The 20,909-nt window shown below is 40.8% G+C and carries 14 protein-coding genes; 11 read left to right on the top strand and 3 right to left on the bottom strand.

The window, feature by feature from the left end; genetic code table 11:
- Window position 1: 1 nt before the first annotated feature.
- Entirely contained in the window at window positions 2–1,009 is a 1,008-nt protein-coding gene (add, locus tag ACOB82_RS15675; RefSeq protein ID WP_448213927.1) for an adenosine deaminase, read from the bottom strand.
- Between the two features lie 488 nt (window positions 1,010–1,497).
- Here add and aroG point away from each other — a divergent pair, with 488 nt between their 5' ends.
- The 4 genes from aroG (at window position 1,498) to ACOB82_RS15655 (ending at window position 6,697) form a co-directional block, all read left to right on the top strand.
- Complete coding sequence (gene aroG, locus ACOB82_RS15670; protein WP_448213926.1) at window positions 1,498–2,547, top strand: 3-deoxy-7-phosphoheptulonate synthase AroG; 1,050 nt, start codon at window positions 1,498–1,500, stop codon at window positions 2,545–2,547.
- 133 nt (window positions 2,548–2,680) lie between these two features.
- The gene (locus tag ACOB82_RS15665; RefSeq protein ID WP_448213925.1) at window positions 2,681–3,610 is read left to right on the top strand and encodes an AAA family ATPase; all 930 of its coding nucleotides are present in this window, start codon (window positions 2,681–2,683) and stop codon (window positions 3,608–3,610) included.
- Between the two features lie 10 nt (window positions 3,611–3,620).
- Window positions 3,621–4,646 carry a hypothetical protein gene (locus ACOB82_RS15660; RefSeq protein WP_448213924.1) on the top strand — a complete coding sequence of 342 codons (1,026 nt, stop codon included), beginning with the start codon at window positions 3,621–3,623 and terminating at the stop codon, window positions 4,644–4,646.
- On the top strand, window positions 4,643–6,697 hold the full coding sequence (locus ACOB82_RS15655) for a transglutaminase family protein (RefSeq protein WP_448213923.1): 2,055 nt from the start codon (window positions 4,643–4,645) through the stop codon (window positions 6,695–6,697). The genes ACOB82_RS15660 and ACOB82_RS15655 overlap by 4 nt, the downstream gene beginning before the upstream one ends.
- 49 nt (window positions 6,698–6,746) lie before the next feature.
- Here the strand turns inward: ACOB82_RS15655 and ACOB82_RS15650 are convergent, their stop codons facing one another.
- Window positions 6,747–7,418: a DUF2982 domain-containing protein gene (locus ACOB82_RS15650; protein WP_448213922.1), complete on the bottom strand. Its 672-nt coding sequence runs from the start codon at window positions 7,416–7,418 to the stop codon at window positions 6,747–6,749.
- 130 nt (window positions 7,419–7,548) lie between these two features.
- Between ACOB82_RS15650 and ACOB82_RS15645 the strand changes: the two genes are divergently transcribed.
- The 5 genes from ACOB82_RS15645 (at window position 7,549) to ACOB82_RS15625 (ending at window position 17,674) form a co-directional block, all read left to right on the top strand.
- On the top strand, window positions 7,549–7,875 hold the full coding sequence (locus ACOB82_RS15645; protein WP_448213921.1) for a DUF4870 domain-containing protein: 327 nt from the start codon (window positions 7,549–7,551) through the stop codon (window positions 7,873–7,875).
- 103 nt (window positions 7,876–7,978) lie between these two features.
- The gene (recC, locus tag ACOB82_RS15640; protein ID WP_448213920.1) at window positions 7,979–11,545 is read left to right on the top strand and encodes an exodeoxyribonuclease V subunit gamma; all 3,567 of its coding nucleotides are present in this window, start codon (window positions 7,979–7,981) and stop codon (window positions 11,543–11,545) included.
- Complete coding sequence (recB, locus tag ACOB82_RS15635) at window positions 11,545–15,147, top strand: exodeoxyribonuclease V subunit beta (protein ID WP_448213919.1); 3,603 nt, start codon at window positions 11,545–11,547, stop codon at window positions 15,145–15,147. The genes recC and recB overlap by 1 nt, the downstream gene beginning before the upstream one ends.
- Window positions 15,147–17,141: an exodeoxyribonuclease V subunit alpha gene (gene recD / locus ACOB82_RS15630; protein WP_448213918.1), complete on the top strand. Its 1,995-nt coding sequence runs from the start codon at window positions 15,147–15,149 to the stop codon at window positions 17,139–17,141. Before recB ends, recD begins: the two co-directional genes overlap by 1 nt.
- Before the next feature lie 11 nt (window positions 17,142–17,152).
- On the top strand, window positions 17,153–17,674 hold the full coding sequence (locus ACOB82_RS15625) for a DUF3087 family protein (RefSeq protein ID WP_448213917.1): 522 nt from the start codon (window positions 17,153–17,155) through the stop codon (window positions 17,672–17,674).
- 182 nt (window positions 17,675–17,856) lie between these two features.
- Here the strand turns inward: ACOB82_RS15625 and ACOB82_RS15620 are convergent, their stop codons facing one another.
- A complete protein-coding gene (locus tag ACOB82_RS15620; RefSeq protein ID WP_448213916.1) occupies window positions 17,857–18,660 on the bottom strand; it encodes a crotonase/enoyl-CoA hydratase family protein in 804 nt (267 codons plus the stop codon).
- Between the two features lie 187 nt (window positions 18,661–18,847).
- Between ACOB82_RS15620 and ACOB82_RS15615 the strand changes: the two genes are divergently transcribed.
- Both ACOB82_RS15615 and ACOB82_RS15610 read left to right on the top strand, forming a co-directional pair.
- Window positions 18,848–19,939 (top strand): isoaspartyl peptidase/L-asparaginase family protein, encoded by a 1,092-nt coding sequence (locus ACOB82_RS15615; protein ID WP_448213915.1) that lies wholly within the window; start codon window positions 18,848–18,850, stop codon window positions 19,937–19,939.
- Between the two features lie 103 nt (window positions 19,940–20,042).
- A complete protein-coding gene (locus ACOB82_RS15610; protein ID WP_448213914.1) occupies window positions 20,043–20,465 on the top strand; it encodes a CBS domain-containing protein in 423 nt (140 codons plus the stop codon).
- Window positions 20,466–20,909: the final 444 nt, after the last annotated feature.

Below are 20,909 nucleotides of genomic sequence, written 5' to 3'. Positions count from 1 at the left end.
CTTAACGTGTTGTTTTTATTGTACGTAGCTGTTGTTTTTCACTGTCTGAGAGAAAACTCATGGCAATGGCATTTTCTTGCAATTGAGTAATTTCTTGTTCACTAAAGTCGAACAGCTGTTTTGCTAATTCAAATTCATGCTTAAGTTCAATATTTTCTACAGCTGGGTCGTCGGTGTTAAGACATACCAAGTTACCGTTACGTAGAAACGCTTTTATTGGGTGCTGATGCAAGTCGCTAACCGTGCCCGTTTGAAAGTTCGAGGTTAAACATGATTCGAGTCCAATATTATACTTGACCATATAGTCAAGTAAATCCTGATCTTCAATACTTTTTACGCCATGACCGATACGCTCTGCGCCCAACACCTGAATTGCTTGCCAAACACTTTCGGGACCACACGCCTCACCAGCATGCACTGTAATGCGAAAATCATTATTTCGCGCGGTAGTAAACAATTCGGTAAATAGATCGCCTGGGAAGTTTAATTCATCACCTGCTAAATCAAGCCCAGTAATATGCTGTTTGTGAGCCAAAAGTGCGTTGAGCTCAGTGGTGCAATGCTCAACACCAAAGGTCCGGCTTAAAATGCCCAGTAAATTAATTTTTACTGGGTAATGTTTTTGACCACTGGCAACGCCGTCAATAACCGCGGCAACGACATCGGCAACCGGTAATTGATGGGTCATGGCCATATAAAAAGGAGAAAACCTTAATTCCGCGTAGCTAATGCCAGCATTGTAGGCATCTTCGACATTTTCAAAAGCAACTTGTTTGACATCGTCTAAGGTTTTTAAAACTTTTACGCCCCAATCGAGCTTTTTTAAAAATGCCAGTAAATCTGGCTCACTGTGCTGAATTTGGACATGAGGTAAAAATTCGTTCAGTGTTTTTTCGGGTAAGGCAATTTGATGCTTTTCGGCAAGTTGCCAAATGGTGCTAGGGCGAATATTGCCATCTAAATGACGATGCAAGTCAATCAGTGGCAATGCAGTATTGTAACTTGTCATAGGGTCCAATGTATTATCTGTGCCAGTTAAATAAACATACTCATTAGGGCGTGTTGATCTTTGCTGTTTAATTTTCGTTCGAGATAAAAGCGTTTTAATCGCGGCGTGAGGTGTGACGCCTAGTCATCTAAGCAAACCACCTCACAACAATGAGTAAAACGCTTTTAGCCGAACCTTTCAGGCAGCGTTTGTTGTCATTTCTACTGTGTTAGCACTTTATCATGGGGAATAACCACACATCAAAAGTGCTTCCGTGTATAAATTTTCGACAAACTGCTGCAAAACAAACTTGAAAGAGCAACACGCCCTAAGCTAATTATCGTTGAGCAAAATCGGCACTTGTTAAAGTTACGTTAAATTATACCCTGTTTTTCGTATTTAATGTTGGTATTGCTCAGATATCCTGTTAGATTAACTGCGGGTTAAGTCATCTAGGTGTCTAGACGTAAATATAATTTAGTAAATGAAGTAAAAAAAAGAGAATAAACATGTATCAAACCGACGATATTCGCATCAGTAAAATCAAAGAATTATTACCTCCTATCGCCTTAATTGAGCGATTTCCTGCCACTGAGAAAGCGTCGGAAACAGTTTTTGAAGGCCGTAAAGCGATAAGTGATATTTATAACGGACGAGATAATCGTTTGTTAGTGGTTATTGGCCCTTGTTCAATTCATGACACTAACGCTGCTATTGAATATGGTCAACGTTTAGTAAAGTTACGTGAAAAATATAAAGATAATTTAGAAGTGGTCATGCGAGTGTATTTTGAAAAACCGCGCACCACTGTCGGCTGGAAAGGGTTAATTAATGATCCTTATCTCGATAACAGCTTTAATTTAAATGATGGTTTACGTATGGGACGTAAATTATTGTTAGATTTAAATGACATGGGCTTGCCAACAGCCGGTGAGTTCTTAGACATGATCACGCCACAATATATGGCGGACTTTATGTGTTGGGGCGCAATTGGCGCACGTACCACTGAAAGCCAAGTTCACCGTGAATTAGCGTCTGGTTTATCATGTCCTGTTGGCTTTAAAAATGGTACTGATGGCACAATAAAAATTGCCATTGATGCGATAGGTGCCGCTAGTGCTTCACACCACTTTTTATCGGTAACTAAACTTGGCCATTCCGCGATTGTTGAAACAGCGGGTAACCCTGACTGTCATATTATTTTGCGCGGTGGTAAAACGCCAAACTATGATAGTGATAGTGTTCAGGAAGTAACGAGCCAACTTGATAAAGCTGGTGTGAATACCCGCATTATGATTGACTTTAGTCATGCTAACAGCAGCAAGAAATTTGAAAACCAAATGCTGGTTTGTGAAGATGTTTGTGGTCAAATTGAAGCAGGCAATACCGATATCGCAGGTGTGATGGTAGAAAGTCACTTAGTGGAAGGTCGCCAAGATTTAGTTGATGGCAAGGTAGAAACTTATGGTCAAAGTATTACTGACGCTTGTATTGGCTGGAATGATACGGAAACCTTATTAGCTAAACTCAATGAAGCAGTTGGTGCACGTAATAGCTAATTAGTTTATTGGTTTTACCCTAAACATTGAATTAACAGAGCCGCTTTTAGCGGCTTTTTTTATACGTGTTTTTTGTGTCAGATGATATTTTCTGAGATAGTAGCAAGCAGAATTAAATGTGGTAACTGGCAATATGGAAAACTTAATTGATAACGTGATAGGGCAAATAAGCCAAGTAGTTTTAGGTAAGCCTAAGCAAGTAAAGTTGGCCGTTGCCTGTTTATTGGCTAAAGGACACTTGTTGATTGAAGATTTACCTGGCATGGGTAAAACCACGCTGGCACAAGTGTTGGCAAAAGTATTTGGATTAAGCTTTCAGCGTACACAATTTACCAGTGATATGTTGCCTTCTGATGTCACCGGTATTTCAATATTCGATGCTGAACTTAATAAGTTCGTGCTACATAAAGGGCCTATTTTTAGCCAGTTAATGCTGGCGGATGAAATTAACCGTGCTAGCCCTAAGACGCAAAGTGCACTGCTTGAAGCAATGGAAGAGCATCAGGTAAGTATTGATGGCGTGACCCATGAATTGTTATCACCATTTTTTGTTATCGCTACACAAAATCCATTGTTTCATGCCGGTACCAACCCGTTACCTGAGTCGCAATTAGATCGGTTTACCATGCGCTTATCCCTTGGCTTTCCTGATGTTGAAGCAGAAAAACAAATTTTACTGGGAGATAGTTTAAAACAAAAAATTGCCGCTATTTCGACAATTTTAAGCCATGAGCAATTAATTGCTATTCAGCAGGCGGTAAGTCAAGTTGCGGTATCAGAAGCAGTGTTAGAATATGTTATTGGTTTGTCGACGGTTAGCCGAAACCCTGACTTTGCTGGTAACCCACTTTCCCCAAGAGCAGGTAAAGCATTATTGGCCTGCGCAAAAGCATGGGCTTATATGGAGAAACGAGACTATGTAATACCTGAAGATGTCCAAGCGGTTTTTGCTAATGTTTGCGAGCATCGCTTAGATGCGGGGGTAATTGTGTTATCGTCAGGTAACTCACTATCAGCTAAAATTCTTGAAGCTGTTGACGTCTTACAGCCGTTAAAGCCATAACAATAGCGTTATGTTTGCCCAAGTACAGTCAATAATTAGCCAGCGGATAAATCAACGTTTTGATCGCTGGCTAACTCGTCGGGTACCTAAAGCACAGCAATTTGAGTTGTCCAATCGCAATATTTTTATTTTCCCGTCTAGCTTTGGCTTAGTCTTTCTTTTTGTGGTGTTATTGCTGTTTTTACTGGGTACTAATTATCAGAATAATGTCATTATTTTACTCAGTTATTTAATGGCGAGTTTTTTTATTACGTGTACGTTAGCGGCATTTTTTAACGTAAAAGGTCTTGTTGTTAGTTCCAATGCTAAAGCGAAAGGATTTAATCAGCAGGTGATTAATATTGAGCTGGTCATCAAGGCGCAAGCGCCTAAATATAACTTAAGCATAGGCTATCGGCAGTTACCGATGACCTTGATTAAACAGGTGGACCAAGTACAGCGAGCGCACATTGTTTATCAAGCACGCCAGCGCGGCATAATTAAACCTGGACGAGTAAAAATTGTTAGCGAATATCCGTTTGGCTTGTTTCGCGTGTGGTCATGGTTAGATTTTGATCATGAAATTACGGTTTATCCTGCGCCCAAAGCGATTGCTAGCAGCCAATTAAATAATACGCTGGCATGTGGTGAACAAGGGCTGCATGCAAGCACAGGAAATACTGGCGATGAGTTTTATGAGCTTAGAGCATTTCAACTGGGTGAGTCAATGTCGCGTGTGGCATGGAAACAATTGGCGCGCGGACAAGGTAAACTTACTAAGCATTATCAAGAGCAAATAGGGCAGTCGCAAGTATTATCGCTTGATATGCTGCCACCAGCGCCAATTGAAACTCGGCTCAGTTATTTATGTTATTTAATTTTGCAATATAGCCAAACCGACACGGACTTTGGCTTATCGTTGCCCAATCAACAAATAGCGATTAATCATGGTGACCAACACAAACATTTATCTTTAACGGCATTGGCTCGCTACCCTTATCAGGTTAACCAAAATGGGGAAGAAAGTGCTAAAGCAAGTGTGAGGCAAAATGCATGACCAGTGCTAAGCCTCACTTTCAATTATCCAGCAAACATTTTCTACAACTGTTGTTGGTACAGCTGGCGACTATTTTATTGTTTGTACAAGAGCTCTCTGGCTGGATGTTGGCATTAATAGGTTTGAGCCTTGTTTGGCAGTTAACTCGATGCCTTAATATGAAGCCATTTGGTGGCTTAACCAATCAGAAAATTAAACCAACCCCGCGATTGATTGTGGTGTTGTTTGCGCTAACCGGCACTATGATTATTGTGCTTTATGGTAAAAGCTTAGGGTTACTTTCTAGCATGGTGCACTTAATTTGCTTTGCCTATGCAATAAAATCGTTGGAAATTAGACAGCGCCGAGATTTTTTTCAGTTGGTGGTCATTGGCTTATTTCTACACGCCTGCTCGCTTATATTCTTCCAAAGTATTTGGTTTACCTTGTTAGTTGTAGCAGCGGTAGTGCTAAATTTTTCACTTCTTTTTCAGCAGTTTGCTCAGGTTGATAAATATTCGATGGCGCCTAAGCAAGTCATTAAACTATTAGTGTTTAGTGTGCCATTAGCCATTGCGCTATTTATTTTATTTCCACGGTTATCACCATTTTGGCAAGTACCACTGGCCAATACGGCTAAAACAGGCTTAGGCAGTGAGGTTAAACCGGGCGATATCGCACAGTTGGCATTATCCGATGAATTGGCGTTTAGGGTTGAATTTAGCTCAAGTGCCCCGGCTAAACAGGCGATGTATTGGCGAGCGATGACATTGCCGATTTTTGATGACAACCAATGGTCACGTGGCAAAAAAGAAAGCATACCGAATTATTTGTTATTTAAACCGGATATTAGCGAACTATCGGGGCTTTCTTATGACTATCAAGTCATGGCTGAGCCTAGTAATCAAAGCTGGTTATTTGCCCTAGATACTGCGCAAACTGATGATCAGCGTATTAAACAATTGTCTGATTTTAGTTTCATTTATCATAAACCGATTAATAAAACCTTAAGTTATCAAGTGACAAGCTTTATCAATGCCAAGCAAGATCTTGAATTACCGGCGCGATTTCAGCGGTTTTATTTGCGCTTACCTGATAATAGCAATCCACAGTTAACCGAACTAGGTCAATCTTTGCGAGCAAGGTTTAGTGATAACCGCGAACTCATTAACCATGTCTTAAGCCAGTTTAGGCAGCAGCAATACTTTTATACGCTTAGCCCGCCAAGGCTCAACAACAATAGTTTGGATCAGTTTTACTTTGAAACGAAATCTGGCTTTTGTGAACACTACGCCAGTGCCTTTGCTTTTTTAATGCGAGCAGCAGGTATACCTGCGCGACTAGTGACTGGCTATTTAGGCGGAGAATATAATCAGCAGGGCAATTATTACAGTATTTACCAGTATGACGCCCATGCTTGGACGGAAGTTTGGCTTGATGGGCAAGGTTGGGTAAGAGTTGATCCAACCGCTGCGGTAAGCCCCGATCGGGTCAGTGATAATATGTCCGATGCGCTTAGGCAGGAGCGTGAAGGTTTGGCTGGACAGTTTAGCTGGCAAACATTAAGTAATTTGGCGTGGTTAACACAGATCAAAATGCAAATAGATGCCATTGATTATCAATGGAATCGCTTAGTTATTAGCTTTAGCATGGAAAAGCAATCCAAGTTGTTAGATAGCTTGTTTGGCAACGGCAAACTTTGGAAAGCTGCATTAGCAATGTTTGCGGTGTTTATTTTGATGGTACTCATTTTATGGTTTAAGGAAATCATGCCGGTACGTCAAACTATTCCGCGTTGGCAGCACCAATTTGACTTGTTATTGAAGCAACTGATGCAACAAGGTTTTACGCGAACAGCGGCGCAATCGCCAGTCGCGTTTGCTCATTCAGTTTCAATAGCAGAGTCGGCGCTAAAGGCAGAGTTAAAGGCAGAGTTAATTAATGTCTGTCAGTTATATCAACAATTGTTATACCAACCGTTAACCGTTAAGCGACATACGCAGTTAAGTCAGCGCTTTGAGCTACAAGCCAAACGATTAACGCGCAAAATTAAACGGTTTAAAGTTAAGTGATTAAACGTAGAGCCTTATTAACGTTTAGCGTTGGGAAATGTTTTTTAGCTTATTGCTGAGGATAATTAAATTGGTAATGTTTACAACCGTTTAACAAGGCAAGAAACTCATCGATTGACCTATCCATTGACGATACAGGAAGAAATAAGTGATAGCCATAAGCGGTTTCCAATGCTTTGGTATGGTGTAAAAACATCGCAACCGGCCCTTTAATTGGTCGCTGGTTTACAGGCTTAAAAGGCATAAAGTTAATTTGTGCTTGTGCTAAAGGTATAAGCTGTTGGCTCACAGCCATGGTTAGCAACGGGCGTTGTTCATGAGGCAAGCGGCTAGCAAGCCTTGGTGAAACAGCGCTGAAAAGGCTGCTAAATTCATTCAGCTTAATACCGATGTAAGGCAGTTGTTGCTGATAGAATCCAGTGTTTACTTTAACCGGCCCTATACGCCTGATATCACGCCACGCTATGGTCCAATTTCCATATTTATGACGATAATGTATAGCTTCTGGCGTTAGTGTATAGCTAAAATCAGGCTCTAACCTTTTGATATAACCGATAAAAATGATCACAATACTAACTAACAGCATAAATATTAATGCTAATCGAAATTCTTGCCAAAAGTGGTGACTTAGGGCGATTGTCAATATCAAACTAATCGTACCTAACACCATTAAAAACTGGCTGTGATTACGAGCAATTGCTTTAATTTTTATTTCCGGCATAAATCACGATAGTTATCAAAATACTAGCTAGAAATTATCAGAAATCAGCCAATTTATCACGCTGGTTTGTCTTGTGAGATGGCAATTTTGCGCTAACTTTAAAGTAAGGGTGTAATTGGGAGTAGTAATTATGCATTCGCACACGGACGCACATTCTGATCATGATTTAGATCGCTTTATTTCGGTATTAAGCTATCTCACCATTGTTGGCTGGTTAGTCGCAATTTTACTGTATGGCAACCATCGCAGTACCTTAGCTGGCTTTCATTTAAGACAAGCGCTTGGACTGATCATTTTGTCGGCAATATTGTCTTTTATTCCGCTTATTGGTTGGGCACTAACTATTGTTGTAGCAGTTTTTTGGCTGATCAGTGCTTATCACGCATATAAAGGTGATTTCTACACAGTGCCGTATTTAGGAGTAGATTTTCAAACCTATTTCAGGTTTATTACTTAAGCTGCTAACCTAAAATTTCTTAGTTAAATATAAATTTACCGCTAGAGTTCGTTGGGCGGCTGTGATTAAATTTATCGTAAAATAATTCTAAATTGGCTTACGATTGATTTACCTATATCCAGCGAACAAAATGGATAATTTGTTGGCGCTATTTAATAAAATCCAACAAATCTCGCCACTCTCCCTGTTCGAACAAGAACAAATTATTGTCCAAAATGCCGGTATGCAGCATTGGCTAAACATGTCGATTGCCGAAACTAGTGGTATATCGATGAATGTTCATTTTTCGTTGCCGGCACAATTTCTTTGGAAACTTTTGCGTGATATTGCCAGTGACGATGATATTCCCGAGCAATCACCTTATTCTCGTGAAGTGCTGGTATGGCGGATATTTGAGCTTTTGGCACAACAAGATATCACTGATGACAATGCTTTTGCTCCGGCAACAAGCTATTGGCACAGCGCAGGTAAGATTGCTGAGCAGCAACATAAACGTTATCAATTAGCGGTAAAACTTGCCGATCTATATGAGCAATATTTAATTTTTAGACCGCAGTGGATTGACCAATGGAGCCAGGGCGACTTTACGACACCTGCGGAATTAACCGATAACTCAGATTTTGCTAGCAGCTTCTGTTGGCAAGGAAAGTTATGGCAGCACTTACATCAACAATCGCCTTATAACCCCAATGAATTAATGCGAATAGCCGATCAACAGCTACCGCAAAAGGTCGAGTTACTGCCAAAACGAATTTCATTTTTTGGTATTAATGCTATGCCGCCTATGTGGCTAAATTTTCTTGAAAGACTTGGTCAGTACGTTGATATTCACTTTTTCCATTTAAATCCTTGTGCTGATTTTTGGGGAGATATTCAAACGGAAAAACAACTTGCTAAGCAAGTGACTGACTGGGTAGATAACGTTGATGATATTGCATCATTAGTTGGTAACCCACTATTAGCCAACTGGGGTCAACAAGGCCGCGAATTTCTCTCGTTATTACAAAATATCAGTACAATTAATATTGACGTATTCGAGGATATCGACAGCGAAATAACAGTACAGCAAACGATTCTATCGCAACTACAACGCGATATTCTCCAGTTAACTGACGCTAGGCAAGCGCCAAGCCAATTAATTGATGACAGCTTAACGATAACCAGCTGTCACAGCCCATTTCGCGAAGTACAAGCGCTTCATGATTGGTTATTGCATCAGTTTAATCAAGATCCTGAACTTACGCCGAAAGATATCTTAGTGATGTGCCCAGAAGTGGAGCAATATGCACCCTATGTACATGCGGTTTTTACTCGCGGTTGGCACGATATTGATGAAAATATTCCGCCACTGCCATGTTCCATTGCCGATCGAAATGCGCAAGATGCCGATCCTTTAGTTGCCGCATTTGTTGAATTATTATCGCTTCCTGACAGCCGTTTTCATGTTACCAGCGTGGTGGCCATGCTTAGGTTACCCGCAATTCAGCAACAATTTGATTTAACCTTTGAAGATATCAACACTTTAAGCTTTTGGTTAGAACAAGCCGCCGTGCATTGGGGCATGTCAATTGAACACAAAGCCCAAGTGTTAAATAACCCTCAGGTTTCAAATGCTTTTACTTGGCAGCAAGGTTTATCAAAGTTGATTAGAGGCTTTGCTTTCGGTGATGAAATTAGTGTGGTTGAAGATAGGTTAACCTTACCGTATGTAGAAGGGGATAACGCGCGGCTGTTAGGGCAGTTGATGTTGTTTTTGGAAAATCTCCAACACAGCGCGCTAACAATGGCGCAGAATAAAACACCACTGCAATGGCAAAAATACTTAAGTCAGTTAGTTGAAAGCCTTTATCATCCGAGCGCCGAAGAAAGTATCAACGCGTTAAATCAAGCTATCGGCTTGTTAGCTGAATACACCTATCATGCTAACTTTGGCGAGCAACTTAGTTTGGAAGTGGTGCGCGAATTTTTAACTGCGCATTTCGCTACGCCAGATACTGGCCGGCAGTTTATGATAGGTCAGGTTACGTTCTGTTCTATGCTGCCAATGCGCAGTATTCCGTTTAAAGTCATTGCCGTATTAGGTCTTAATGATGGTGATTACCCAAGGCTTCGTCAGCCATTAGCGTTTGATCTAATGGCAACATCTCCGGCTAAATTAGGCGATCGCTCAAGGCGAGGCGACGACAGATATTTGTTTTTAGAGGCGTTAGTCTCAGCGCAAGAAAAACTGTATTTAAGTTATCAAGGACGCAGTATTCAAAATAATAAAACCAGAGAGCCGAGTATTATTTTACAGGAGCTGTTTGATTATTTAAGCCAAGGTTACGGTTGGAAATGCCAGCTATCGGCTCTATCTACTAGCCACGAATCAGAGCCAAGCGATATTAGGCAAATGCCGTTGCAGGCATTTAGTCAGCATAATTATTTAGGAAAATATCCAAGTTTTGATCGAAATTGGTTGCAGTTAGTTTTAAACAAGCCTGAGCTGGGTGAACCAGAGCTAGATGAATCAGAACTAAACAAAGCAGAATCAGAAAATAACTTACTCGAACAACATGGCGAGCAAAATGAAGAACAAAGCGCCGAGCAACATGTTGCTGATGCTTTATTTGATATAGAGCTTGATTTAGAGCCTGATATTGAACTTGAGGTAGAACTTGATGATGTTATTCGTTTCTATCAACATCCCAGTAAGTATTACGCCCAGCGCAATTTGTCCTTATATTTTGAACAGCAAAGCGTAGCGTTATCAGATGTCGAAACCTTTAGCTACGACCGGCTGGCGAGCTATCAATTAAAGCAAACATTATTACAAACTAAACTAGCGTTTTCCGGCAACAACGCTCATACAACACCGCAGGCTTTAAGCGAAGAGCAGGCAATTGGTCAGGCCCTGTTTCAAGCGAAATTATCCGGTAGTTTTGCCGACTCGCCGATCACTGACAGCTATTTTGATAAATGGCTGGAAGATAATAACGTGTTTGCCAATGCCATTATTGAGCGAGGGCTGGCACAGACCCTTGATCACCATTTTAAAATTGTATTTACGGTTTCAGATCCTTGCTATGGTATTCGTAAACAGGGGGCTGGAAAACAGGGTGCTAGTAAACAGCGCGCTCGTAAAATTAAGGTCGGGTTAAGTGCCAACTTACCCATTGCTGAAACTGCGAACCATGCTCAAACCGTTGCTTTTTACCGCAGTTCCACACCTAAAGCGAAAGATTTAATGTCGCTATATTTTGCCAAGTTAATGACGCAACTGAAAGCGGAGTTAGTTCCATGTAATGGAGAAACTAACTCTGATATTACTACGGCAACTGAGGTTATCGGTTGCTATTTTGATACTAAGCAACAAAAAGTGATCCAATATCACTGTGCAAATATCGCTGAGCCATTAGTGGAATTGCAACGCCTAATTGAAACCTACGTACTTGGTCAGCAGCAGCCATTATTAGTCAATGCGGCAATTGCAGATAAAGCGTTTGCTGCGCGGACATTTGAGCAGGTACAATTTGAAAATTATTGGTTTGATGCCAACAGTTTAACCTCACCTGGTCATGATCCTTATATGAAATTTTTCTGGCCACAATGCCCTGAATTAAGTGAGGTAATGCAAGGCATAACGCCGCTTTATCAAACCATGTATCAAGTGTTGGAGAAGGTGAAATAATGCAATTAACTCCACTTGATGCCCAAACCTTGCCACTTAATGGCAAGCATTTAATTGAAGCAAGCGCAGGTACTGGTAAAACATTTAACATTACCCGCATTTATCTGCGGTTATTGCTTGAGCGCGAGCTAAGTGTTGAACAAATTTTGGTGATGACTTTTACCAAAGATGCTACCGAAGAGATTAAAAGTCGTATCGGTAATACCCTAAGACACGCATTAGCTAATTGGTATGAACTTGCTCAAAACGATAGTTTTTATCAATCGTTAGCTGAAAAGGTTTCAGCAGAAAAAGCCTGTACACTACTTAGAAAAGCCTTGTTATTTCTTGATGATGCGGCCATTTTTACCATCCATGGTTTTTGTAAACGCGTGTTAAGTCAATATGCCTTTGACAGTGGCTTACTGTTTAACTTAACCATGGAATCAAACTGTCAGGAACAAACCATTGAAGCGGTACAAGACTGGTATCGACAACTCGCGAAAATTGCCCCTGAACATAGCCTAACAGTTTCCGAGTTTTGGCCAGAACCATTGTCGTTTATTCAAGTATTCGGCAAAGTTTTAGGTAAAGCACATGCGCTTGAAGTGCAATCAAAACAAGATATTGCCATGCGATTTAAGCAATTGGTGGTTACCGCCAAATTATCTTTATTGGATGGTCAAAATACCTTATTTGAGTATTTAGTTGATAACCAAAAAGGCGCCAAGCGCGATGAACGCATTGCCGAATTTAACCAATTAATTGATTGGTTGACGCAAGTTGAAGCAAGCGAGGCTTCGGTAATAGCAAGTGAACTTGAAAACTTGTCGGCAATGCCAGCTAACTTTATTGATGGTCGTCGTTTTGGTCGATCACCGGCAAAAGCTGAAATTAATGAAATTTGCCAACCCGTTAACTTAGTGAAAAAGCAGGTGCAACAGCTAAGTGAGCAACTTCGAAAGGCTGAGGCCTATCAAATCGTTGCTGATGGCATTGGTGATATTAATCGAGCGATCACCGAGAAAAAGCAAAAATTATCGCTGTTAAGTTTTGATGATCTTATAGAAGTACTGGCAAATAAATTAACCCAAACTGACGGTCAGCATTTAGCAGCGCAATTGCTTAAGCAATATCCGGCAGCAATGATTGATGAGTTTCAAGATACCGATCCTCACCAATTTAATATTCTTAAGGCCATCTACCAGCAAAGTGACCAAAGTTTTTTAACCTTGATTGGCGATCCTAAACAAGCGATTTACGGTTTTCGTGGTGGCGATATTTTTACGTATTTAGCGGCAAGACAGTTTTGCCAATATGCTTGGGTGATGGACACTAACTGGCGCTCGAATGCTGGAGTATTGCTGGGTTATAACCGGTTGTTTTACGGCACAGCATTAGATGAATCAGCAGAAGACGCTGGCATAAATACCTTTGGTGCGGCGATTCCATACCATCCGGTAAAACCGTCTAATACCATTGTTCCGCTAAAGCTTAACGATAACGATAAAGCGCTGCAATTTGTTTACTTTAATGGTGGCGAAGAAGGGCAATCGGTTAAACCTGCGTTCAGAGCGCACATGGCAACTTGGCTTGCTAATAAAATTGTTAGTTTATTAAGTGATAACCGCGACCAGCTATCAGCAGCAGATATTGCTATTTTAGTGCGTGATGGCACCGAAGCTGACATCATTAAGCAGGCGCTAAGCCAGCAACAAATAGCCTCTGTGTATTTAAGTAACCGCAGTAACTTGTGGTTAAGTGAACAGGCGAGCCAACTTATTCTGGTGTTGAAAGGCATTTTATATTTTGAGCAAGATCGCTATTTCAATGCCGCTCTCGCATCGGGGTTATTAGGTTTTACGCCTGAGTCAATGTTGGCGATAAGCCATGATGAACAGCAGTGGCAGTCTTTAAAGTATGCATTTAAAGCGTTGCGGGAAGACTGGGAGCATAAAGGCTTTATTTCAGCGGCGCTTAAGCTATTGCACAACCATATTCAGGTGCAAGACGGGCAAAAAGAACGAGCACTAACCAATATTATGCATTTGTTTGAGTTATTGCAGTCGGCTAGTAGCAGGCATCATCAACCATTAGCCTTGTTACATTGGTTTGAGCAGCAACAACAATTAGATGTAGTGGACAGTGAAGCTGAGCTGCGACTGGAAAGCGACGAGAACTTAATCAAAATCGTTACTCAGCATGGCTCAAAAGGGTTGGAATATCCGGTGGTATTTGTGCCATTTGCCTCACGCCACAAAGATCCTCGCATGATAGGTAATCGCCAAGTTACAGTGATCGAGTACCACAATCAGCAACAGCAACTTGTTACTGCGCTTGCAGGCGATGATCAGCAAAAGCTGCTTATGGCAGAAGAAGCCTATGCCGAATCGGTACGCTTACTCTATGTTGCAGTTACTCGTGCCGCTCAGCGTTGTTATTTAATGGTGGCGCCATTTGATAAAGCCAGTGACTCACCATTAGGGAAAACGTTAGGTTGGCAAGCACAGCAATCAATAGCCGCATCACTTGATGAATTAGCCAGCCAATACCCTCAAGCAATAGGTTGTCAACTTATAACCGAGCAAGCGATTGAATCCGGGCCTTTACTGTCGGTACATAACGAATTGATTGAACAACCGTCAGTAGCAAAATTTACCAGTAAGATAGAACGAAATTGGTGGCTAAGTTCATTTACCGCGTTAAGTCGAAATATACGTCACGGTGGGGTTTCCTTGCCAGATCGAGATATGTCGGCACTAGAGCATCAAGGACAAAGCCAACAAAACAATATGCGTTTTGATTTGGTAAAAGGCGCTCAAGCGGGCAACTTATTACACGATATTATGGAGTTAACTGACTTTGAAAGTGGTGATTGGCACACTCATATTGAGCAGCTTAGGGGAAAATACGCGGCAATTCTCGAAGGATGGAAAGATGATGAGTTTCATGCTTGGCTAACCGATATTGTTAATACTCAACTGGCAACAAACTTAACGCTGAATCAACTTAAGGCTACACAGCAATTAAAAGAGCAGGAATTTTACTTCCCAATGACCAATGCTAGTGCTAAGCAATTAACCGATTTATTGTTACAACACCGTCAACGAATTAATCCTTTACAGCCCGCTTTATCGATTAAGTTACCAGCTTATCAGCAACTAAAAGGCATGATGCATGGTTTTATTGATTTAGTGTTTGAACATCAGGGCAAATATTATGTTTGCGATTACAAGTCTAGCCATTTAGGTAATAGCTACCTTGATTATCAGTGGCATTCGCTTTATGAAAATATCAGTAAAAGTTACTACGACTTGCAATATCTTATTTATTCATTGGCGTTGCATCGTTTGTTGAAAGCTAGAGTGCCAGATTACGATGCCAAACAACACTTTGGCGGGGTTTATTATTTGTATTTACGCGGCATGAGTGGCAAGAGTGACATGAGTGGTAAGAGTGGTCAGGGCAATATGACTACATCGATTACAAGTGAAAACGCTGACAGCATTGTTAAAGCTAATAACAATGAGAGCGAGCAGCATAATACCGGTGTATTTTATAGCAATATCACTGGCGAAGAGCTCGCGACATTAGATGCAATTTTTGCTGGAGCAGACGTTTGATGATGTACACTAGTTTTTATCAGGCACAACAGCAATTGGCCGGCATTACCGCTATTGATTATTTTTTTGCTAAAGAATTTGTTGCTGAGTTTTCGGGGAATGTAGAGCAGCCAAATCACCAGCTGCACCAAGACAAGCAGCAAGAAAAACTTCCAGAAAAATACCAAACGTTATGGTTTCATTTGTTAGCAGCTCTTAGTGAGTCGGTACGGCAAGGTCATACATGTTTACCATTAGCTAAGCTCGCTAACCATGTTTGGGGTATTCAGAGACAGCAAGAAGTGATTACGCATCATGGTTATCAGTTTCCGGCATTGGCAGAAATTGAAAGCTGTTTGCAGGCAGTAGGTATTTATCAAGAACAGTTAGAGTCGCTTACCCTAGAAGTAAATACCCAAGAGCCTCATTCACTAAAACCACATTCGTCTAAAGCACTTTCCTTAAAAGAAATGGTTTTGGCAAATAACTGCCTTTATATGCGTAGAAACTTTATTTTCGAGCAAGAGTTACAAAAGGCGTTGCGAGCAAAGCTGTCTCAACATTTGCCCATTGAAAATAACGCAATAGCGCGAGTGATAACCCAGCTATTTCCAGATGCTGAAAATGTTGAGGAAATTGACTGGCAGCAGCTGGCGGTAGCCAACAGTATTCGACAAAACTTTACCGTGATTGCAGGCGGTCCCGGCACTGGTAAAACTTATACCGTCACTAAACTGCTAGCGGCGTTAGTGATGTTAAGAGGTCAGCAAATAAACATTGAACTTGCAGCGCCAACGGGCAAAGCGGCACAGCGTTTATCTGAATCAATTGCCAGCGCGGTGGCTAACTTTTCCGGTTTTATTGAACCTGATGTGTTATCGGCAATACCAACCGCGGCGCAAACTATCCACCGACTATTGGGGTATATCCCTAATCAAGTGAACTTTAGAAAGGGCGTTAATAATCAACTAAACGCTGACGTGCTAATTATTGATGAAGTTTCAATGGTTGATTTACCGTTAATGGCTCGGTTATTTAGGGCGGTGCCAGAGCATTGTCAGGTAATTATGCTTGGCGATGCCGATCAGCTGCCGTCTGTGGCGTTAGGTAGTGTCTTAGCGGATATTGCTCATCGCCCGCATCTTGGTTATAGCCAAGCAGCGCAAGATTATTTAACTGAGGTTTGCGCTTTATCAGCCAAGCAGCGGCAACAGCTACCGAAAGCCAAATACCAAGCGGATAGCCAAGTCGAAGCACCATGTGCTGATCATTTATCACTATTAATGAAAAGTCGTCGTTTTGATGGTGAAGGGGCGATTGGCAAAATAGCGATAGACGTTATCGCTGGCAATGCTCAGCGCAGTTGGCAATATATGCAAGAAAATAGTCAACAAGACGGCGATATTTATCTGTTGCCGTCTGATCAACAATCATGGTTATCTAGCGTTGTTGAACGTTATTATCGGCCTTTGCTTAAGGCAACTGATATTGCTCAAGCTTTTGCTGCGCTCAGTCAATTTCGAATATTATGCGCTACCCGCGTAGGTAGTGAAGGGGTTGAAGCATTTAATCAGCAAGTTATCGAACAGCTACTTGGTTATCAATATCGCGATCAGTTATTTCACGGCTTACCCATAATGATCAATGAAAATCATTATGGGTTAAATCTGTATAATGGCGATATTGGCTTGGTTTGGAAAAATGAACAGGGCAATTTAGTGGTTTATTTTGAAGATGCCGCTAATAATGAAAGCGGTTTTCGTGGGATAATCCCGTCACGTTTACCCGCTTATGAGCCCGTTTACGCAATGACCATACACAAAACTCAGGGCAGTGAATTTGCTCATGTTGCTATGGTACTGCCAAAACAAAGTGACAATAATTTACTATCAAGAGAGCTAGTTTATACCGGAATTACTCGCGCGAAACAGCAGCTAAGCATTAGCTGTAATGAAAATGTTTGGTTTGGTGGTGTTGAAGCCAAAGTACAACGTTATTCAAATTTATCCATATAATTTAAGATGTTATGAAATTAATTGAAATTAACCAACAAGAATATAAAAAGTCATTAAATGTGTTTTCTATCGCATTTGTCGTGACATTTGCGCTGTTATCATTGATTTTCGGCAGTGTATTTATAGCGCTGTTTGCTGAGCCGATAACCGACCCACAAACCCAAAGTAACTTTAAATATAATGTTGCTGGTGTTGTGCTAGCGTTAGTGACAATGGCAATGATCATCAATAGTGTAAAGCGCCACCCTTATTTAACTTCGGTATATTTTGTCTGGAAACTAAAGCAGTTACAGAACCGCATTTATCGTAAGTTAGTTAAAATTAAGCAAGCTCACTCGGAAGGCGATAAAAACGCAGATATTATTCTGGCGTTTTATTTTCAGTCGTTAAAGTATGTTTATGAGTTAGACAATAATACCTTAACTATCAGCAGCGTTAATCAGGAAATAGAGCGATTAAAGCAAAAGCTGGGTGAACAGCAAGTGCATGATAGTATTGAAGCCTTTGAACCATCAATGCTGGATAATTATTAGTTAAGATGAAATGTAGTTAACAAGAAATGTAGTTAAGGTTAGACCTAGCTCAACAATAACTTAGCTAAGAAGTAATCTAGCTAAGAAGTCACGTAAATTGAAATCTCGCTGAAATGGCAAGCTATGTAAGCCATTTCAGCGGATAAACTTGAGGTTTGAGAAATTCAGGAGCTAGAACAGTATTACCAACTGCCGCGATCTTTAAAGTCTTTTGCTTGATCTGGCTTTAGTTGATTATGGGTTTTAATGCGCTGATTTTTCCCTTTGATTATCTTAATTTGATACCAAGACTCACGTGCTAGTGCAAATGCCTTAGTGTGCCACCAAGCCTGCTTATAAAGGCGTTTAACTCCAGCTACAGAGTCAGGTGACTGAAGGCTAATTTCTTTAGCCAGTGCCATAGCAGCTTCATAAGGCTCATCACATGCTTTAGTAATTAACCCCAAGCTTTGAGCTTGCTTAGCGGTTAATTCGCGGCCAGTCATAGCGAGTAGTTTTGCTTTATCTGTCGCGATAAGTTCACGCAAGGCCACTGTACCGCCCATATCAGGAATTAACCCCCATTTCGCTTCCATAATCGATAAACTGGCGTCTGTGTGGACAAACCTAAAATCGCCACCTAGTGCAATTTGCAAACCGCCTCCCCAAACTCTGCCGTGCAGCACCATAATCACGGGTACCGGAATATCTTGCCAACCAGTGGAAACGTATTGCGCGAGATTTGATTGGCCCGGTAGCCATTTAAACAGTAGCTGTAAGGTATTAAGTGGTGAGCTCATCACCGACTTCACATCAAGTCCGGTACAAAAATCAACGCCATTGCCATTAACGATAACCGCGCGAATTTGTCGGTTTGCTTTCAGTTTTTTTATCGCTTTTTTTATCGCATAAAACATATCCATATTTAAGGCGTTGTGTTTTTCAGGGCGATCTAAACTGACAATCGCGATTTTGTTTTCGAAACGGATAGAAACTGGGTTATGCATCTTTAATTCTTAGTTATTGTTGTTGCAGGAGCGGAACAGTATCTCTATAGAGCAATGTCCCTTATTAGTCTGGTTAGACCACAAAACATTAACCAGTTTATCATTAAATGTAAATAAACTGTGCTATTTACATTGCGGTTAAAGGCAACTAAATTGAAGCCATTAATTTTAATTTGTAGTCAATATAATGAATTCAATTTCCAAGCCTTTTAAATTTTCAGCAATCTTTTCCGTGTTATCTGTACTTTCAGCCCCAGCTTTAAGTGGACAAACACTCAGTGGACAAGGCATTAGTGGAGATAGTAACGCCACCCCAAATTTTGCCATCGCCATTCATGGCGGAGCTGGCACCATAGATAAAGCCAAGTTTACTCCAGCGCTTACTGCACAATATAAAAATAAGCTAAAAGAAGCGGTGAATGCCGGTTATGCCTTGCTTGAGCAAGGTAAATCAAGCCAAGAGGCAGTTATTGCTGCGATTCAAATACTAGAAGATGCGCCAATTTTTAATGCCGGTCGTGGTGCAGTTTATACCTATGATGAAACCCACGAACTTGATGCATCTATTATGAACGGCAAAACTTTAAACGCTGGTGCTGTTTCTGGGGTTAAAACTGTTAAAAGCCCAATTGCCCTAGCCGAAGCGGTAATGGAAAAATCAGTACATGTGATGTTAAGTGGCGAAGGTGCTGAGCAATTTGCACTGCAGCAAGGTTTAGTATCAGTTGAAAATAGTTATTTTGATACTGAATTTCGCTATAAGGCATTATTAAAAGCTAAGAAAAAGTTAGCGGAAAAAACAAAAGAGTTAAAAGATTTCCAAGCAGCACATCAAACCTTAGACAGTGAATATAAATTTGGTACTGTCGGCGCGGTCGCGTTAGATAAACAAGGTAATATTGTTGCTGGTACCAGCACTGGTGGCATGACAGCTAAACGTTTTGGCCGTATTGGTGATGCGCCAATTATTGGTGCCGGTACTTACGCTAACAATGAAAGTTGTGCGGTTTCTGCAACTGGTCATGGTGAGTATTTTATTCGTTATCATGTTGCAGCCGATATTTGTGCTCGGATGCAATACCAAGGTAAAAGTTTAGCGGAAGCGGCAGAAACAGTGGTTAACGGCGTATTAGTTGAGGCGGGCGGCGAAGGTGGCGTTATTGCTATTGATACTAAAGGTAATATTGCCATGCCATTTAACAGTAGCGGTATGTATCGCGCTAGCCGAGTAGAAGGTCAAGCAGCGAAAGCGGCAATATTTGCTGACGATATGGAATAAGCAGTGATTGGCTAAATAAATTTTTTGCCAATAACAATATGAATTATTGGGGATTTCAGTCTAAAGTTAATTTGAAGTAATTAGGTTTTAAAAAAGGCGACACATGGAATCAGTAAACGTAGAAAAATACATGAATCATTATCCCGTTACTTTTACACCAGATATGGTGATAGAAGAAGCGTCGTTTAGGTTGCTTAAAACTAAGCAACTTGGTGGGCCGGTAATCGATTCAAATAAAAGGGTTATTGGTTTTTTGTCTGAAAGTGATTTATTAAGTAAGTTACTTGAATCAAGTTATTATCATGAACACATAGCAAATGTTGCTGACGTGATGCGCAGTGAAGTGCTGACCGCTAAACCCAATGACAGTATTGTTGAACTAGCGCAACGAATGATGGGTGATAAACCTAAAATTTACCCGGTTATTGATGAAGACGGCAGATTAATGGGCACAATTAGTCGTAATGAAGTGCTGATGGCAGTAGATAAACACCTACGCGCCGCTTACCATTTAAGTAAACAATAACGAAATAAGTGGTAAATGTTGTTTTAAAAAGGAAACCTTGGGTTTCCTTTTTTTATGGTTTTTTTTATGACTTTTACTCAGGCTGTTAATATAAAAAGTAGGGTCTGGTGATCTTTCATTTTAGTCTCTGCTATAGGCTAATTTTTAAGATGACAAGGCGAAAAGCGTGTAATGTAGTTATTCTACATTAACGATTTTCAACGTAGTTAGGTTGAAAATTAGCCATAGCCCTTCGGGTTGTTTTGAAAAAGTATCACTCATTGTTGCTTAATATGCATTTGGAACAACCAAACTTTATATTAAGGGCCGCGATTGACCTAATGCCGATCAGTTAGGCATTTATTTACAGATCAATTGAACGATCTTCTGAGTATGTAAAAATCCGATAAACATTGTTTATCGGATTTTTTATGCTCGTTTCTCAAGCCCTAGATGTCATTAATC

Source organism: Colwellia sp. MEBiC06753 (genome assembly GCF_053470325.1).
This window is presented reverse-complemented; position numbering and strand designations above follow the sequence as displayed.

What these genes read in the sequence shown, in the direction of transcription:
- add (WP_448213927.1), bottom strand. Translation starts at nt 1,009, where the DNA reads ATGACAAGTTACAATACTGCATTGCCACTGATTGACTTGCATCGTCAT.
- aroG (WP_448213926.1), top strand. Translation starts at nt 1,498, where the DNA reads ATGTATCAAACCGACGATATTCGCATCAGTAAAATCAAAGAATTATTA.
- ACOB82_RS15665 (WP_448213925.1), top strand. Translation starts at nt 2,681, where the DNA reads ATGGAAAACTTAATTGATAACGTGATAGGGCAAATAAGCCAAGTAGTT.
- ACOB82_RS15660 (WP_448213924.1), top strand. Translation starts at nt 3,621, where the DNA reads ATGTTTGCCCAAGTACAGTCAATAATTAGCCAGCGGATAAATCAACGT.
- ACOB82_RS15655 (WP_448213923.1), top strand. Translation starts at nt 4,643, where the DNA reads ATGACCAGTGCTAAGCCTCACTTTCAATTATCCAGCAAACATTTTCTA.
- ACOB82_RS15650 (WP_448213922.1), bottom strand. Translation starts at nt 7,418, where the DNA reads ATGCCGGAAATAAAAATTAAAGCAATTGCTCGTAATCACAGCCAGTTT.
- ACOB82_RS15645 (WP_448213921.1), top strand. Translation starts at nt 7,549, where the DNA reads ATGCATTCGCACACGGACGCACATTCTGATCATGATTTAGATCGCTTT.
- recB (WP_448213919.1), top strand. Translation starts at nt 11,545, where the DNA reads ATGCAATTAACTCCACTTGATGCCCAAACCTTGCCACTTAATGGCAAG.
- recD (WP_448213918.1), top strand. Translation starts at nt 15,147, where the DNA reads ATGATGTACACTAGTTTTTATCAGGCACAACAGCAATTGGCCGGCATT.
- ACOB82_RS15625 (WP_448213917.1), top strand. Translation starts at nt 17,153, where the DNA reads ATGAAATTAATTGAAATTAACCAACAAGAATATAAAAAGTCATTAAAT.
- ACOB82_RS15620 (WP_448213916.1), bottom strand. Translation starts at nt 18,660, where the DNA reads ATGCATAACCCAGTTTCTATCCGTTTCGAAAACAAAATCGCGATTGTC.
- ACOB82_RS15615 (WP_448213915.1), top strand. Translation starts at nt 18,848, where the DNA reads ATGAATTCAATTTCCAAGCCTTTTAAATTTTCAGCAATCTTTTCCGTG.
- ACOB82_RS15610 (WP_448213914.1), top strand. Translation starts at nt 20,043, where the DNA reads ATGGAATCAGTAAACGTAGAAAAATACATGAATCATTATCCCGTTACT.